Annotated in this window: 10 protein-coding genes; 6 read left to right on the top strand and 4 right to left on the bottom strand. The window is 64.1% G+C overall.

Annotation, left to right across the window (positions count from 1 at the left end; all coding sequences use genetic code 11):
* Positions 1-90: 90 nt before the first annotated feature.
* Positions 91-2,613 carry a glucans biosynthesis glucosyltransferase MdoH gene (gene mdoH, locus ACYQ12_RS06295; RefSeq protein ID WP_459869208.1) on the bottom strand — a complete coding sequence of 841 codons (2,523 nt, stop codon included), beginning with the start codon at positions 2,611-2,613 and terminating at the stop codon, positions 91-93.
* Entirely contained in the window at positions 2,570-4,150 is a 1,581-nt protein-coding gene (locus ACYQ12_RS06290; RefSeq protein ID WP_459869206.1) for a glucan biosynthesis protein G, read from the bottom strand. Before ACYQ12_RS06290 ends, mdoH begins: the two co-directional genes overlap by 44 nt.
* A 634-nt stretch (positions 4,151-4,784) precedes the next feature.
* Here ACYQ12_RS06290 and ACYQ12_RS06285 point away from each other — a divergent pair.
* Entirely contained in the window at positions 4,785-5,432 is a 648-nt protein-coding gene (locus ACYQ12_RS06285; RefSeq protein ID WP_459869204.1) for a L,D-transpeptidase family protein, read from the top strand.
* A gap of 144 nt (positions 5,433-5,576) precedes the next feature.
* Here ACYQ12_RS06285 and ACYQ12_RS06280 read toward each other — a convergent pair whose 3' ends face one another.
* Both ACYQ12_RS06280 and ACYQ12_RS06275 read right to left on the bottom strand, forming a co-directional pair.
* Positions 5,577-6,317 (bottom strand): ribonucleoside-diphosphate reductase, encoded by a 741-nt coding sequence (locus ACYQ12_RS06280; RefSeq protein ID WP_459869202.1) that lies wholly within the window; start codon positions 6,315-6,317, stop codon positions 5,577-5,579.
* 105 nt (positions 6,318-6,422) lie between these two features.
* Complete coding sequence (locus ACYQ12_RS06275) at positions 6,423-8,534, bottom strand: adenosylcobalamin-dependent ribonucleoside-diphosphate reductase (protein ID WP_459869200.1); 2,112 nt, start codon at positions 8,532-8,534, stop codon at positions 6,423-6,425.
* A 576-nt stretch (positions 8,535-9,110) separates the two neighbouring features.
* Here ACYQ12_RS06275 and ACYQ12_RS06270 point away from each other — a divergent pair.
* From ACYQ12_RS06270 to ACYQ12_RS06250, 5 genes are all read left to right on the top strand, one after another.
* Positions 9,111-10,706: a solute:sodium symporter family transporter gene (locus ACYQ12_RS06270; RefSeq protein WP_459869198.1), complete on the top strand. Its 1,596-nt coding sequence runs from the start codon at positions 9,111-9,113 to the stop codon at positions 10,704-10,706.
* Between the two features lie 114 nt (positions 10,707-10,820).
* Positions 10,821-12,212 carry a YcjX family GTP-binding protein gene (locus ACYQ12_RS06265; protein ID WP_459869196.1) on the top strand — a complete coding sequence of 464 codons (1,392 nt, stop codon included), beginning with the start codon at positions 10,821-10,823 and terminating at the stop codon, positions 12,210-12,212.
* Positions 12,209-13,237 (top strand): YcjF family protein, encoded by a 1,029-nt coding sequence (locus tag ACYQ12_RS06260; RefSeq protein WP_459869194.1) that lies wholly within the window; start codon positions 12,209-12,211, stop codon positions 13,235-13,237. Before ACYQ12_RS06265 ends, ACYQ12_RS06260 begins: the two co-directional genes overlap by 4 nt.
* 63 nt (positions 13,238-13,300) lie before the next feature.
* A complete protein-coding gene (locus tag ACYQ12_RS06255; RefSeq protein WP_459869192.1) occupies positions 13,301-13,930 on the top strand; it encodes an SDR family oxidoreductase in 630 nt (209 codons plus the stop codon).
* A 97-nt stretch (positions 13,931-14,027) separates the two neighbouring features.
* Positions 14,028-15,971 carry an exoribonuclease II gene (locus tag ACYQ12_RS06250; RefSeq protein WP_459869190.1) on the top strand — a complete coding sequence of 648 codons (1,944 nt, stop codon included), beginning with the start codon at positions 14,028-14,030 and terminating at the stop codon, positions 15,969-15,971.
* Positions 15,972-16,006: the final 35 nt, after the last annotated feature.

Here is a 16,006-nt window from a genome sequence, read left to right as displayed (position 1 = left end):
CGATAGCGGTACCGTCGTCTTCGACGCCAGCATTCTATCGATATCCTATCGACATCGTCGGCGTCCCGCCCTGAGACAGGACGCCGACGATCAGAGCGACACGCGCAGCGAAGGTACCTTGGGCACACCCTGCTCGCGCCAGCCGGGATGCGCCTCGGGATCCGCCCAAACCTGGTAGTGCAGCTTGGAGAGCAACACCGGGTCGTCGAGAAATTTCAGCCGCGCCTTGTTGTCCAGGCTGTCGGGGCCGCCATGAGAAGCGCTATCCACCCGCTCGCGCCGCCGCCGGGCCAACAGCTCGGAAATCCCATGGCGGGACGTGGCCAGCGCACAGCCCAACGCATTGGCGACCGGATCCGCCACGACCTGCACGAAGGATGGCGCGCCCACCCGGCGCATGCGATGCAGATGACGCACCATACGCCGCAGTACCCGAGGCGGATGGGTCTCTTCGGGAATGCGAAACAGCCGGGCACGCTGGCAGCGCCGCCCCAACGAGACCCGGCTGGAAAACACCGAGACCGGGATCGACACCATCAGCGCGCCGACGATAGGCGACAGCCACCAGAGGAAGGTGGGCTCCATGAGATAGACGCCGACGGCCCATACCGCCCCCAGCAGCGTCTGCCCGCCGTGGTTGCGCACCGCATCGCCCCAGGAGGTGTCGCTGTTGTCACGCGATGGCGAGCGCCACTGGATGGTACGCCCCAACAGCGCCGTCACCACGAAGCGCGTATGAAACAGCATGCGCACCGGCGCCAGCAGCATGGAGAACAGCGATTCCAGCACCATGCTGACAAACAGGCGCAGTCCACCGCCGAAATCGCGGGCACCTTGCGCGATGACCAGGATCACGCTAAGTACCTTGGGCAGGAACAGCAAGGTCGCCGTGGCCGAAAACAGCCCCACCGCCAGACCCGGATTCCACTGCGGCCAGACCGGAAACATCATGCCCGGTTCCGGGAAGTAATCCGGCGTGCTCAAGGTATGCACCGCCAGCAGCGCCGTCGACAGGATCAGGAACAGGCACCACAACGGCGCCGACAGGTAGGACATCACGCCGGTAAGAAACACCGCCCGATGCACCGGATGGAAACCCTTGGCCAGGAACAGCCGGAAGTTCATCAGGTTGCCGTGGCACCAGCGCCGGTCGCGATTGAGCTCGTCGAGCAGATTGGGCGGCATCTCCTCGTAACTGCCGGGCAGATTGTAGGCGATCCACACCCCCCAACCGGCACGCCGCATCAGCGCGGCCTCGACGAAATCGTGCGACAGGATCTCGCCGGACATCGCGCCCTTGCCGGGCAGCGGTGCGAGCATGCAATGGCGCATGAACGGCGCCACGCGGATGATGGCGTTATGCCCCCAGTAGTGCGACTCCCCCAACTGCCAGAAGTGCAGCCCCGCGGTGAACAGCGGACCATAGACGCGGGTGGCGAACTGCTGCATGCGTGCATAGAGATTGAGCCGCCCGGACGCGCGCGGTGCGGTCTGGATGATGCCCGCCTCGCTGTGGGTCTCCATCATGCGCACCAGTCGCGTCAGGCAGCTTCCGCTCATGACGCTGTCGGCATCCAGCACCACCATGTAGCGGTACTGCGCCCCCCAGCGCCGGCAGAAATCGTCGAGGTTGCCGCTCTTGCGCTTCACCCGCCGCTGGCGCCGACGGTAGAACACCTGCCCGAAGGCATCGAGTTCGCGGCACAGCGTCAGCCAGGCCTGCGTCTCGGCGATGGCCACATCGGGGTCGGAGCTGTCGCTCAGGATGAACAGATCGAAATGCTCCGCCTCGCCGGTATCGCGCAGTGACTCTAGGGTCGCCCTCACGCCGGCGAAGACGCGCGGCACATCCTCGTTGCTGATCGGCACCAGCAAGGCGGTACGCGCCTGCTGCGGGATCGGCGTGTCGGCAACCTCGCCGGAATCGATGGCGTAGCGATCATGGCCGCGCAGCAACTGGAAGAATCCCATCAGGGCGGTCCAGAATCCTGCAGACACCCAGCAGAACAGCAGCACGAACAACGCCAGGATGGCCATTTCCAGCGCGCCCTGCCCGCCATACGGCAATACCGTACTCATGTAGCGAGCCGCCACCAGACTCTGGCCGAGCACCAGAATCAGCAGGATCCAGCGTCTGAAGGAAGCCACACGCTGCCAGCGAGGATCCTGCCGCTCCTGGGCCACCTTGTGTCGCCTTCGCCGGTAGCCGCGCGCCGCCCAGCGGCGCAGCCACTGGTTGAAGCGCACGAAGGGGTTGGTCGACCAGGGCTCGGGGGCCAGCGGCGTACGTGCCAATGGCGGTGCCGTTTTCAGCCGGGTGAGACCCTGCTCGTCGGTGGACAGCACATCGGCGGGCGCCAGTTCGCCATAGGCCAGCGACAGGCGCCGGCCTACGGAAACCGATGCCGGATCCTCGGGAGGCGCCGGGCGCCTCCCGAGTCTGGCATGAAGCGCCTTGAGCCCCTGAGCGTCGAGATCGCTGGCCAGCAGGGCGCGCCGCTCATCGCGCGAGGCCGTCTCCTGGGCCAGTCGCTCGAGATAGTCTCCGGCCGCGTCCGAGACCGGTACCTCAGGCGTCTGCGGGGAGTCGATAGAACCAAGTCTCAGAGACACGACGTTCGCCCTCCTTGAGAAACGCCCGAATATCCATCGGCTGGTCGTTGTTGTTGCGCTTTACGCGCACGAACACCCGCCAGCCGCCCTCGGCGGTATTGCGCACCGTGCGACTCTCGACCAGTTCACCGTTCTCTCCGACGCTGGCTTCCACGGCAAGCGTGGCATCGGATTGCAGCGCCTGCAGGGCCGGTCCCTTGAAATCGATGACGAACGCCAGAGAACCATCCGGCTTGCGGATCAGGTTGCTCTGACGGACCTCACCCTGCGAACGCAGCGTCTGTTCCGCCCAGGAGAGGTTGGGATCGTGGAACTTGTCCTCGTTCGTCGTCCAGAAGATGCGATAGTTGTAATCGATCGGCGTACCCGGCTCCGCGACCTGCTCCGGCGTCCAGAAGGAGACGATGTTGTCGTTGGTCTCATCGGGCGTGGGAATCTGTACCAGTTCCACCTGGCCCGCTCCCCAGTTGCCTTGCGGCTCGATCCAGGCGCTGGGGCGCTTGTCGTAACGGTCCTCGAGATCCTCGTAATCGTGGAAGGCGTGACTGCGCTGCAGCAGGCCGAATCCGCGCAACGTCTCGATCTTGCGGGTATCCACCATCAACTTGGCGGGATTGACCAGCGGACGCCAGATCCAGCCGACTTGCGAGCCATGCACCAGCAGGCCATTGGAATCGTGAATGGCCGGGCGATAGTTCTCTGTCGCGATGGGCTGACTGGGGCTATAGAGGTACATGCTGGTCAGTGGCGCGATACCCAGCTTCTCGACCGGGTTACGCAGGAACAAGCGTGACTGGACATCGACGATGCTGTCATCGCCGGGGCGCAGCACGAAACGATAGGCCCCGGTGACACTGGGCGAGTCGAGCAGCGCAAAAATGGTCAGGTACTGGCTGTCGGGATTGGGCTTGACGATCCAGAACTCGTCGAAACGAGGAAACTCCTCCCCCGACGGCAGCGCGGTATCGACCGCCAAGCCGCGTCCGGAGAGGCCGTAGACCTGATTACGCCCTACGACGCGAAAATAGCTTGCGCCCAGGAAGACCATGACTTCCTGCTTGGTATCGGAGTTGATCGGATAATTGACCCGAAAACCCGCCAGCCCCAGAGACTCGAGCGCCTCGGGCGGGATATTCAGATCGCCGTAATTGAAGTCCTCCGGATTGAAGGTGATGTCGTGCACCTCGTCACCATCGACAGTGTGCAGATCCACTGCCGTATCGTAGTGCATGCCTTCATGGAAGAAACTGAGATCGAACGGCAGGTTATCACTGCGCCAGAGAGAACGCTCGGGTTTGAACTGGATCTTGGCATAGTCGGCATAGTCAAGATCGCGCAGGGCGTCGGGCAGGTTGCTCTCCGGCGCCTGGTAGCTCTGCTTGGCAAGCTCTTCTGCCTTTTTCGCCACATCCTCGAAACCAAAAGCGAAACAGGCCGGAGCGATAACCCCCCACCAGAGGCCCACGATTCCCGCCAGCGGCAGGGCTGCGCGCCGCCAGTAGGAACTCACCGCAAGTCGTCGGTTCGATGCATTCACCTCATCACTCCTTTGCCATGTGCCGGACCGCACCAGGCCCGGCATGTAGATGCTGTCATGCTTCGGCGCAGCGCAGCTCACACCGCCAACCGAAGGCAGACTCTTTTGAGCTGTTACTGATTATTCGACCCGATCCCTGCGGCAGCCGGACGTGAAGGCTATGCAGCCGGACGCGAAGACCATGCAGCCGGCCTCATCTTCACGCTACCGCGATGTGTTGTGTGTTGTACGCGGCGAGCCATGGCCCGTTTGCGGCAGCCTATTGTTGTCCCGATGGGGCGGCAAGCACAATGGCGAGTGCACCATCCGGTATTCTTTTCCACTCGATATACCGCAGAAGGACACGAAAGCTAAAGCTCCGTTTCATGATAGCATCCCTCGCCCATCGATCTTTACATAGTAACCGACACGTTTCGCAACGGCTGGCTTGTTCGCCCATGACGCTTCGTTGAACCATGGCGCTGCCCCAGGTCATGGTCCGCGTCATGTCGGCCATTCAGCGCCGTAGCGCCACCCGCAGCCAGGCATGCCGGCAAAGCGACAAACAGCGCACCAAAACGCATGCATTGCGGAAAATAGCGGCCAGCCAGGATCGATGAAAATCGACACGAACCTACATGATCCGGAGCCCTGCATGGCCAAGCGATGCCTGGGAGCACTGACCATCATCCTGCTGCTCGCCACCACGACGGTGCAAGCCGCCCTGAAAGACCCTTCGCCGACCGCCACGGTACCGGGCTCGGCCCCCGTGACCCTATGGAGCGAGCTGGACAGCGTTGCGATGCCCGACGTGACACCGGACCAGGTCTGGGTCAGCATCAGCCTTGCGGAGCGGAAACTGGCCGTCTATCGCGGCGCAGAGCGTATCCTGACGATTCCGTATCTGGCCATGGGCACCGCAGGCGTCAGCCGTCTCCGGCTGCGCGGTAGCAGCCAGACCCCCACCGGCATGTTCCACGTCGACAGGATCAATCGCCAGAGCCGGTTCAAGCTGTTCTTCGGCATCGATTATCCGACGCCGACCATCGCGCGCGAAGCCTGGAAGAACGGCATTCTCAGCAACCGGGACTATCGTGACTATCTCCGCTATCGCCAGCAATACGGTATCTCGCCGGCGAGCACACCGCTGGGCGGGCATATCGGCATTCACGGGCTGGGTGCCCGGCCCGCCGGCATTCACCGCATCCTCGACTGGACCGAAGGATGCATCGCCGTCACCAACAGCGAGATCCAATCGCTGGATCGCTGGGTGAGGATCGGTACGCTGGTAGTCATCCGCTGACCCAGACGGTAGCGGCCGTTCACCTCAATGATCGGCCCGTTCGCCCTCAGAGTTCGATGTCAGGGCTCTTTCGCCTGCCCTTCACCAAGCCCTTCATCAAGGCCCTTTAGCCAAAGCCTTTTCGCCGCATGACGTCAAGTGTCGCTAGCCACACTTGGACCAGCCGCAACCGGCATAGCAGGTCGGGCAACCGTCCATCATGATCAATTCGCCGCGACATTCGGGGCAATGCCCCACTACCGTCGGTTTCTCGCCGCCCGCCTGATCGCTCGCCACCGAAGTCGTCTCCTCGGGAGCCGGCGGCTGCCAGGGATGGCCATGCATCAGGCGATGCGCGTAGCGCTCCGCCAGTTCATCGACCGGCACCTGGTTGCCGTCGATATCGACGAAACCGCGGCGATAGAGGATCTGCTGGATCGACCAGGCGATCGCCGCGACCTCGGAATCATGGAACATCGGTTTGCCCCAGCGATTCATGCCGCAGCGCACCAGCCCCTTGTCCCAGGCCACCTTGCGCAGGTCGGCCAGCGCCTGGGTCACGTAGCCGCCGCGTGCCGCCAGTGACAGGCTGCGCATGGTGGCGGTGATCCACTGATGCTCGCTGGAGAGCTGCCCGGAGGGAAAGAAGAATTCCACGGGCCGCTCGATCACCACCCGCTTGCCGTTCAGCACGCCCTCCACCGGCATGAACGCCACCAGCACGTAGACCTTCTTGCGCCCTTCGGCGCCGACATAGGCGATCTTTTCCGACACCGCCTCCAGCGTTCCTTCGGGGCGCGAGGGAATGCGCACCGTCAGGGGATTCTCCTCGAGCGGCGGCGCCTGCCTCTCCGTCGCCGGCTTGACGTGATACGACAGGATCTTCGACTTGATCTCGATGGCCATCAGCGGACTCCTTGGAACAGGTGTTGGAAGGGTTTCCGGAACAGGGGTAGGCGGACGCTCCAGCGAGGCCGGTTCAAGGCCGTCACGAGCGCAGCAGGTCGTGGCTTACCACTTGCCATAGGTCCCCTCCTTCAAGCCATCGTAGAGGTTGGCGGCGGTGTGCTCCTCACCATCGTAGAGTACCTTCTCGTCGCCTTTCAGCTCGAGGACCTCGCCACTCTCCAGCTCGAAGACGTAGGTGGTGTTCTTGAGATCGTCTTCGCGCACTAGCACCCCCTGGAAAGCCTCGGGATTGAAGCGGAAGGTGGTGCAGCCCTTGAGCTTCTCGTCGTAGGCCTGGAGATAGAGCTTCTTGAACTGCTCATAGGGGAAATCGGTCGGCACGTTCACCGTCTTGGAGATCGCCGAGTCGATCCAACGCTGCGCCGCCGCCTGCACCGCCACGTGCTGTTCCGGCGTCACCGCATCGGCGGTCACGAAGTACTCCGGCAGATCGCTCTCCACCGCATCGGGGGCCACGAAATGGCGGTAAGCGGCCAGCTCGAAGGACACCACTTCGACCTGCTCCTTGGTCTTGCGCCCGGCGCGAATGATGTTGCGGAAGTAGCGATGCGAGAACGACGGCTCGATGCCATTGGATGCATTGTTGCCCAGCGACAGCGAGATGGTGCCGGTAGGAGCGATCGACGAGTGGTGAGTGAAGCGCGCCCCGTGCTCGGCCAGCGCCGATATCAGTTCCGGCTCAATTTCGGCGATACGCTGCATGTAACGGCTATAACGGGCATGCAGAATACGCCCCGGCACCTTGTCGCCCACCTCGTAGCCGTCCCGGCCCAGTTCCGGGCGCTCACGCATCATCTTCGGCGTGATTTCGACGTCCTCGGCGAGAATCGGCGCCATGCCCTTCTCCTGGGCCAGCTCCAGGGCCACCTTCCAGCCTTCGATGGCCAGGGTCCGGCTGACCTCGTCGGTAAAGCCCAGCGACGCCTTCGAACCGTAGGGCATCTTGAGCATGGCCAGGGTCGAGCCGAGCCCCAGAAAGCCCATGCCGTGACGTCGCTTGACCTCGATCTCGCGGCGCTGGCCGGGCAGCGGCAGGCCGCTGATGTCCACCACGTTGTCGAGCATGCGCGTGAAGATGGCCACCACTCGGCGGTAGCGCTCCCAGTCGAAGCGCGGATTCTCACCGAACGGATCGATCACGAAACGGGTCAGGTTGACCGACCCCAGCAGACATGCGCCTTCCGGCGGCAGTGGCTGCTCACCACAGGGATTGGTCGCACGGATCTCCTCGCAGAACCAGTTGTTGTTCATGCGGTTGACCTGGTCGATGAGGATGAAGCCCGGCTCGGCGAAGTCGTAGGTAGACCGCATGATGGTGTCCCACAACTCGCGCGCCTTGACGGTGCTCACGATGCGGCAGGCCACCCGCCCCTTGTCGTCGACGGTGTAGCCCTCTTCGACGACCGGCCAGTCGCGGTAGAGGATATCCTCGGACCGCACGTCCTCCTTCTCGCCGGGGTGCAGAGGGAAGGCAAGCTGCCAGTCGGCGTCTTGCTTGACCGCTTCCATGAACTCGTCGGTGATCAACAGGCTCAGGTTGAACTGACGCAGACGCCCCGGCTCGCGCTTGGCCTCGATGAAAGCCTCGACATCGGGATGGCCCACATCGAAGGTCGCCATCTGGGCTCCGCGCCGCCCTCCCGCCGAGGCCACCGTGAAGCACATCTTGTCGTAGATATCCATGAACGCCAGGGGGCCGTTGGTGCCGGCGCCAGAGCCGAACACGAAGGCCCCCTTGTGACGCAGCGTGGAGAATTCGTAACCGATACCGCAGCCCGCCTTGAGCGTCATGCCGGCATCGACCACCGAATCGAGAATGTCATGCATCGAGTCCTGGACGGCACGGGACACCGTGCAGTTGATCAGACTCACCGCCGGCTTGTACTCCTCGGCCCCGGCATTGGAAAGGATTCGTCCGGCAGGCACGGCGCCATTCTCGAGTGCCCAACGAAACTTCGGCAGCCAGACATCGGCCTGGTCGCCCTCGATCGCCGCCAGGGCCCGGGCCACACGATCGAAGGTAGCCTCGACATCGTCATCCACGGGTTGCTGGTGGCGATCCTTGAGGCGGTACTTGGCGTCCCATATGTCCCAGGAGGGCGCTTGCAACGGCACTTGGTTGGATGTCTTGGCAGCTTCGGCGGGGGTGCTCATGGCAATCTCCAGCAGTTCGCGAAAACGACAGGCCTTCGCCCGAATCTCGATGGCGGCATGCTAGGCCGGAACTACGCGAACACGGCTGTTTCAGATCAAGAAACCGCCACTCCGGCCACCACACAAACACCATATATGGATAAAGGCTAGCCAAGAAAGCACAACATGTGGAGGAAGATATCGAGCCGAAGGCGCCATTTTCCGTCCGTCCTGCGGGCCTTGCCCGTTCGTCCCCGAATCCCTCTTCGGCTCCGGCATCGAAGAAGATTCATGCCCGGCGCTATCGCCACCATGACGGAGGCAATCGGCAAGTCGAACAGGCGTTCGATTAACGGAACCAAACGGTTTACCATAAGTGTCGCTCTTGCTAATGCACACATTAGCAGCGTTATGACTGACAAATAGCGTAGCCGCACCAAACAGCTACACTGTTCGGTTAGGTTGCATACGAACCGTCAACATGGAATCAGCGCCCATGACAATACGTAACGCCGGATACCCGCTCGGGATACCGCCGGCTCTGGCGACAGCGACCGACCCAGCATCTTGTTTCATACGTCAAAAGGATTCGACGCTATGCATGCCCTCACTCTAATCTCGTTTCTATTCTTTACGGGCCTGGTGGCACTGATCACCTGGTTCATCACCCGCCGCGACGACCATAGCAGCACCCGGGGCTACTTCCTCGCCGGACGCAGCCTGACCTTCCCGCTGATCGCCGGCTCCCTGCTGATGACCAACCTGTCGACGGAGCAGATGGTCGGCCTGAACGGATCGGCTTTCGTCGACGGTCTGAGCGTGATGGCCTGGGAAGTGGTCGCAGTGGTGGCCTTGGTCATCCTGGCGCTGTTCTTCCTGCCCCGCTTTCTCAGAAGCGGCATCGCCACCGTTCCTCAGTTGCTGGAAATCCGTTTCGATGCCGGCACCCAGCTGATCTGTAACATCATCTTCCTGCTGGCCTACGCGGTCATTCTGCTGCCGATCATTCTCTACTCGGGAGCCGTGGGCCTGCAGGGCATGCTCGACCTGGCGGGGCTGACCGGTATCGAGTCGGATACGGCGCTGCTGTGGAGCACGGTATGGATCGTCGGCCTGATCGGCTCGATCTACGCCCTGTTCGGTGGCCTGCGCACCGTTGCGGTCTCCGACACCCTGAACGGCGTCGGCCTGCTGATCGGCGGCTTCGTCATCGTCTATTTCGGCCTGCAGGCGGTCGGCAACGACGGTGGCATCATGGCCGGCTGGCAGACGCTCAAGCAGTCCGAGCCGCAGATGCTCAACTCGATCGGCCAGGAGGATCAGCAGGTTCCCTTCGCCACCCTGTTCACCGGCGTGTTCCTGATCAACCTGTTCTACTGGACCACCAACCAGCAGATCATCCAGCGCACCTTCGCCGCCAAGGATCTCGCCGAAGGCCAGAAAGGGGTGCTGCTGACCGGCTTCTTCAAGCTGCTCGGACCGCTGTATCTGGTGCTGCCCGGCATCATCGCCTATCACCTCTATGCCGATGAAGGCGTGCGCCCGGACGAGGCCTACGGCCATCTGGTCTTCAACGTGCTGCCGCCGTACCTCACCGGCTTCTTCGCCGCGGTCATGGTCGGCGCCATCCTGTCCTCGTTCAACTCGGCGCTCAACAGCACCACGACCCTGTTCAGCCTGGGCCTGTACAAGGGCGCCATCAACAAGAACGCCAGCGAAGAGCAGGTCGTCCGGGTAGGCAAGATATTCGGCTGGATCATGGCCTTCGCCGCCATGACCATCGCCCCGCTGCTGGCGGGACAGGAGAGTCTGTTCAGCTATCTGCAGACCATGAACGCGATCTACTTCATTCCCATCCTGGCCGTCGTGCTGGTGGGTCTGCTGACCAAGCGCGTGCCGGCCATCGCCGCCAAGATCGGCCTGATAGGTGGCTGTGCGCTGATCGCCGCGGGCTACTTCCTGCCGCCGTTCAACGGCATCCTCGAGGTCACCAACCAGTACCACTTCGTGGCCGGCGTGTTCGTGCTGCTGGTGCTGTTCATGCTGGCCGTCGGCAAACTGCGTCCGCGTGCCACCGCCTGGGTGCACGAAGACAGCGGCGAAGTCGACCTGACCCCCTGGAAAGGTGCCAAGGTCGTCGGCATCCTGCTGCTGATCATGGTCGCCGCCATCTACATCGCCTTTGCCGGCTGATACCCTTCTTCCCGCCGGGCATTGCCCGGCGGGAATCGCCGTTCCCACCCTGCTCCCCTTGTCTCTCCCCTCTTCTACCGTCACATTAACGACAGATTCTCAGTGGAAGCCACCATGCGTCGCCACCTGACCCAGGAACTCTCCAACCTGCTCGAGCGCGGCCGCGACCGCCAGCTGCGCCTGGCCGTCACCGGCCTGTCCCGGGCCGGCAAGACGGCCTTTCTGACCTCGCTCGTCCATCAGCTGCGTCATGCCGGCATTTCGGCACGACTCGATCTGCTACGCGCCGCACGCGAAGGCCGACTGCTCGGCGCCCAGCGCGTATCGCAGCCGGACCTGGGGATTCCGCGCTTTCCCTACGATGCGGCCATGACGTCGCTGTCCGATTCGCCGCCTCACTGGCCGGAGCCGACCCGGGGCATCAGCGAACTGCGCCTGATCCTGCGTCATCGCACCCGGCGGGCCCGGGGCCTGCTGGGGGATACCGCCACGCTGACGCTGGATCTGATCGACTATCCCGGCGAATGGCTGCTCGACCTGCCGCTGCTGGAACACGACTACTTAAGCTGGAGCGAACGTCAGCAGCAGGCCCTGGGGGCCGAACGCCGCGCCCTGACGCAGCAATGGCTGGACGCCGTGAGCGGGCTCGATCCGGCCGCCGAAGCCGACGAACAACAGCTGGCGAGCATTGCCGATCACTATGCAATGGGACTCAGGCGCGCCCGCGAAGCCGGTTTCGCCGACCTGCAACCCGGGCGTTTCCTGCTGCCGGGCGCGCTGGAGGGCGCCCCGGTGCTGCAGTTCTTTCCGCTGCCGGGCGCGAGCGAGAACGAACGCAAGGCGTTGGAGGCTCTGCCCGAGAACAGCGTCTATCGCACCCTGGCGCGACGCTTCGCCCATTATCAGCAGAAGATCGTCAAGCCGTTCTATCGCGACCATTTCAAGCGCTTCGATCGCCAGATCGTGCTGGTCGACGTGCTCGGCGCGCTGAATGCCGGCCCGGAGCGCTTCGAGGACCTCTCACGCGCCCTGGCCACGCTGATGCGGAGCTTCGACTACGGCAAGCGCAGCCTACTCAACCGGATGTTCGCGCCGCGCATCGACCGCCTCGCCATTGCCGCCACCAAGGCCGACCACGTCACGCCGGAGCAGCACGGCAATCTCGTCGCCCTGCTCGAATCCCTGCTCGCCGAGCCGATCAAGGATCTGCGTTATGCCGATGTCCCGGTGCGCGCCCTGTCCCTGGCCTCGATCCGCGCCACCCAGGCGCGGGAGGTGACGGTCGACGGCAAGCGCTCGCCAGCGCTGCGCGGCACCACCCTGGCCGGCGAGGATGTGCTGCTGTTTCCCGGCGAAGTGCCCGAGCGGTTGCCTGACCAGAACTTCTGGGCCCGCCAAGGCTTCGACTTCACCGCCTTTCGTCCGCCGCTCCTCGAAGAGGAGCATCTGCCGCATATCCGCATGGATGCCGCTCTCGACTGGCTGATCGGAGACAAACTGACATGAACGATCCCCGCCCGGGCCAGCGCTTCACACTTGACGAACAGACCTTCGTCCGGGCCGACCCGCGCCCGGCCGAGGCTTTCTCGCCGGTGCTCGCCTCCCAGCCGCTGGAGGAGGAACTGCCGCCCGACATCGAACTCGACGCGGCGCTTTCCCGGCCACGCAAGCGGCGCTGGGGGCTTGCAGCGATTCTTGGCGGCACCCTGACCCTGGGCGGCATCGAGGCGGTGCGCGCGCTGTATGAATCGGCGCTGGGGGGCGACTGGCTGGCCGGCGCCTGGGGCGCGCTCGGCCTGCTCGCCGTGGGGCTGGGCAGCGCCGCACTGATGCGCGAGCTGTGGCGCCTGCGCCGGCTGCGCCGTCACGTGCGCCTGCGCGAACGCCTGGAACGCGTGGAGGACACCGAGCAGACCCCGATGGCCCTGGCCGAGCAATTGCGCAAGCAGATGGGCCTCGGCGTGGACCACCCTCACTGGCAGGCGTTTCTCGAGGCACATCAGGCCCATCATGATGCGCACGAGACCCGTACCCTGCTGGCCCACCATGTGCTGTCTCCGCGCGATCGCCAGGCCCGCCGGCTGATCACCCGCATGTCCGGCGAGACGGCGGTGATGGTCGCCGTCAGCCCGCTGACCCTGGTGGACATGCTGCTCATGGCCTGGCGCAACATCGCGCTGATCGACCGGCTGGCCGCGCTCTATGGCCTGGAGCTGGGCTACGCCAGCCGTCTCAAGCTGTTTCGCGCCGTACTGCGCAACATGGCCTTCGCCGGGGCCAGCGAGATGGCCAGCGACGCCAGCATGGATCTGCTGTCGATGAATCTCGCCGGCAAGCTTTCCGCCCGCGCCGGACAAGGGCTGGGCGCCGGGCTGCTTACCGCGCGCCTGGGGCTGCGCACGCTGCGCATGACGCGCCCGCTCCCCTTTGCCGACGATGAAGCGCCTCGTATCGGCGATCTGCGCCGCGAGCTGTGGCAACAGCTGCGCCGATTGGAAACCCCGGGCAAGACAGACGACAATCAGCGCTGATATGCGGCTCGCACTTCGCTACCCAAGGACATTCAAGGCCATCCAAGGAAAAGGAGCGTAGAGATGAAAACCCTGGTAATCGGCGCCAACGGCCAGATCGGCCGCCAGTTCTGCGAACTTGCCCAGCGCAGCGGCCTGGCGATTCGCGCCATGATCCGCGACAGCGCTCAACAGGCCTGGTTCGCCGAACGCGGAATCGAGACCGTGATCGCCGACCTGGAAGGCCGCCTGCGTCACGCCTTCTATGGCTGCGATCAGGTCCTGTTCACGGCGGGTTCCGGCCCCCATACCGGCCCCGACAAGACATTGATGATCGACCTGTACGGAGCGATACGCGCCATCGATCTGGCTGCCGAGCTGGGTCTGGCCCGCTTCATCATGGTCAGTGCCCTGCGCGCCGAGGATCCGCTGACCGCGCCGGCGAAGATGCGTCCCTACATGGCCGCCAAGTTCGCCGCCGACGCCCACCTGCGTACCGCCGGCGTGGCCCACGTGATTCTCAAACCCGGACGCCTGACCGACGAGCCTGCCAGCCAGCGGATTGCCACGCGACTGGAAGACGCCGACGACAATCGGGTATCGCGGGCCAATGTCGCCCACGCCCTGCTCCATCTGGCCCAGACACGTACATTGCGCGACCGGGAATTCGGCCTGCTCGATGGCCGGTACACCCTGGTCGATGCCTTGAACTGAGCGACAATCGTCGGGCGCGCTCGTTGTTTCAGCCGGTTGGCGCGCCCTGTCTGAATCCGTATAGTGACGGTCTGTCCCCGCCATCGAACGTACTCCCATGCTGCAGAACAACGCGCTGCTTGCTCAGCTCAAGCAACAGATCCGCGAGACGACCCCGAGGGTCCAGGGTGTCATCAAGGGCACCGACAAGGGCTTCGGCTTTCTCGAGACCGATAACGGCGAATCCTATTTCGTGCCGCCGCCTGCCATGAAGCAGGTTCTGCATGGCGACCGTGTCGAAGCCATCCTCAAGGAGGAGGGCGAGAAGAAGTCGGTGGAACCCGAAACGCTGCTCGAGGCCGGTCTCGAACGTTTTGTCGCCCGCGTCCAGAAACGCGAAGACCGCCTGGCCGTAGTGCCGGATCATCCCTCGATCAACAACGTGCTCAAGGCGCGCATCAAGCGCAGCATCGACGAGACCAGCATCAGCGATGGCGACTGGGTCGTGGCGCATCTGGTGCGTCACCCGCTCAAGCCCGACGATCGCGGCTTCTTCACCCAGATCGATGAGCTCATCGCCAAGGCCGATGACCCGGCCGTGCCATGGCGTGTCACCCTGGCGCGTCACGCGCTCGAGCAGGCCTCTCCGCAAGCCGGCGAGGACTGGCCACTGCGCGACGAAGGGCTCACCCGCGAGGACCTGACCGAGGCCCCATTCTTCACCATCGACGGGCCCAAGACCCGCGACATGGACGACGCCCTGCGCGTCGAAACCCGCGCGGAAGGCGGCTGGCGCCTGCACGTGGCGATCGCCGACCCGACCGCCTACGTGGAAGAAGGCCACGCGGCGGATCTCGAGGCACGCACCCGCGCCTTCACCGTCTATCTGCCCGGCCAGAACGTCACCATGCTGCCGGAGATTCTCGCCGACGATCTGTGCTCGCTGAAGGAGGGTGCCGAACGCCCGGCGCTGGCCTGCACTCTGGAGATCGGCGCCGACGGCAGCCTCGGCGAGTACCGCTTCTTCGCCGCGACCGTACGCTCCCACGCGCGGCTGATCTATGACGAAGTGTCCGACTGGCTGGAAGGCCAGGGCGACTGGCAACCGCCCAGCGAGAGCATCGGCGAGCAGCTGAAGGCCCTGGCCGCGCTCACCGAGGCACGCTCGCGCTGGCGCGAGGAGCATGCCCTGGTGTTCAAGGATCGTCCGGATTACGTCTTCGATCTCGACGATGCCGGCAATGTCCTGGCCATCCGCACCGAGGAACGGCGCATCGCCCAGCGCATGATCGAGGAGTCGATGATCGCCGCCAACGCCTGCTGCGCGGACCTGCTCGCGGCGCACATCGGCCACGGCATCTTCAATGTGCATCGCGCCTTCGAGCCGGACAAGGCCGATCAGGCGCTGGAGTTTTTGACCAGCCAGGACATCGCCGCCGAACGCGACCAGCTGCTGGAGCTCGAGCGCTATCGCGAACTGCGCCGCACGCTGGATGCCCGCGAGGACGCCTGGCTGGACGCCCGCCTGCGTCGCTTCCAGGGCTACACCAACATGTCGGCGCAACCGGGACCGCATTTCGGCCTGGGGCTGCCCGCCTACGCCACCTGGACCTCTCCGATCCGCAAGTACGGCGACATGGTCAACCACCGTCTGATCAAGCGCGTGCTCAACAAGGAGAGCGCTCCTGCCGAAGCCAGCGCGACACTGACCGAGCAGCTCACCGAGCGCCGTCGTCTCAATCGCATGGCCGAGCGCGACGTCAAGGACTGGCTGTACGTACGCTACCTCACCCCGGCTGCGACGGAAGGCACGACCTTCGATGCCGAGATCATCGATATCCGGCGTGGCGGCATGCGCGTGCGCCTGGTCGCCAACGGCGCCACCGCCTTCGTTCCCGCGCCGCTGCTGCATAGCGATCGTGACAAGGTGGTCATCGACGACAAGGAAGGCCGCATCCAGATCGAAGGCGAGCCGCGTTACAAGCTCGGCGACATGACCCAGGTGATACTGACCGAAGCTCGTGAAGCCACTCGCTCGCTGGTGGCGCGGCCTGCCGTCTGAGTCAGCTCCACATCCGTTTCAGACCCGTCTGAACG

This window comes from Halomonas shantousis, from assembly GCF_054654615.1.
The sequence above is the reverse complement of the archived record's forward strand: the minus strand, read 5'-3'. Positions and strand labels throughout refer to the sequence as shown.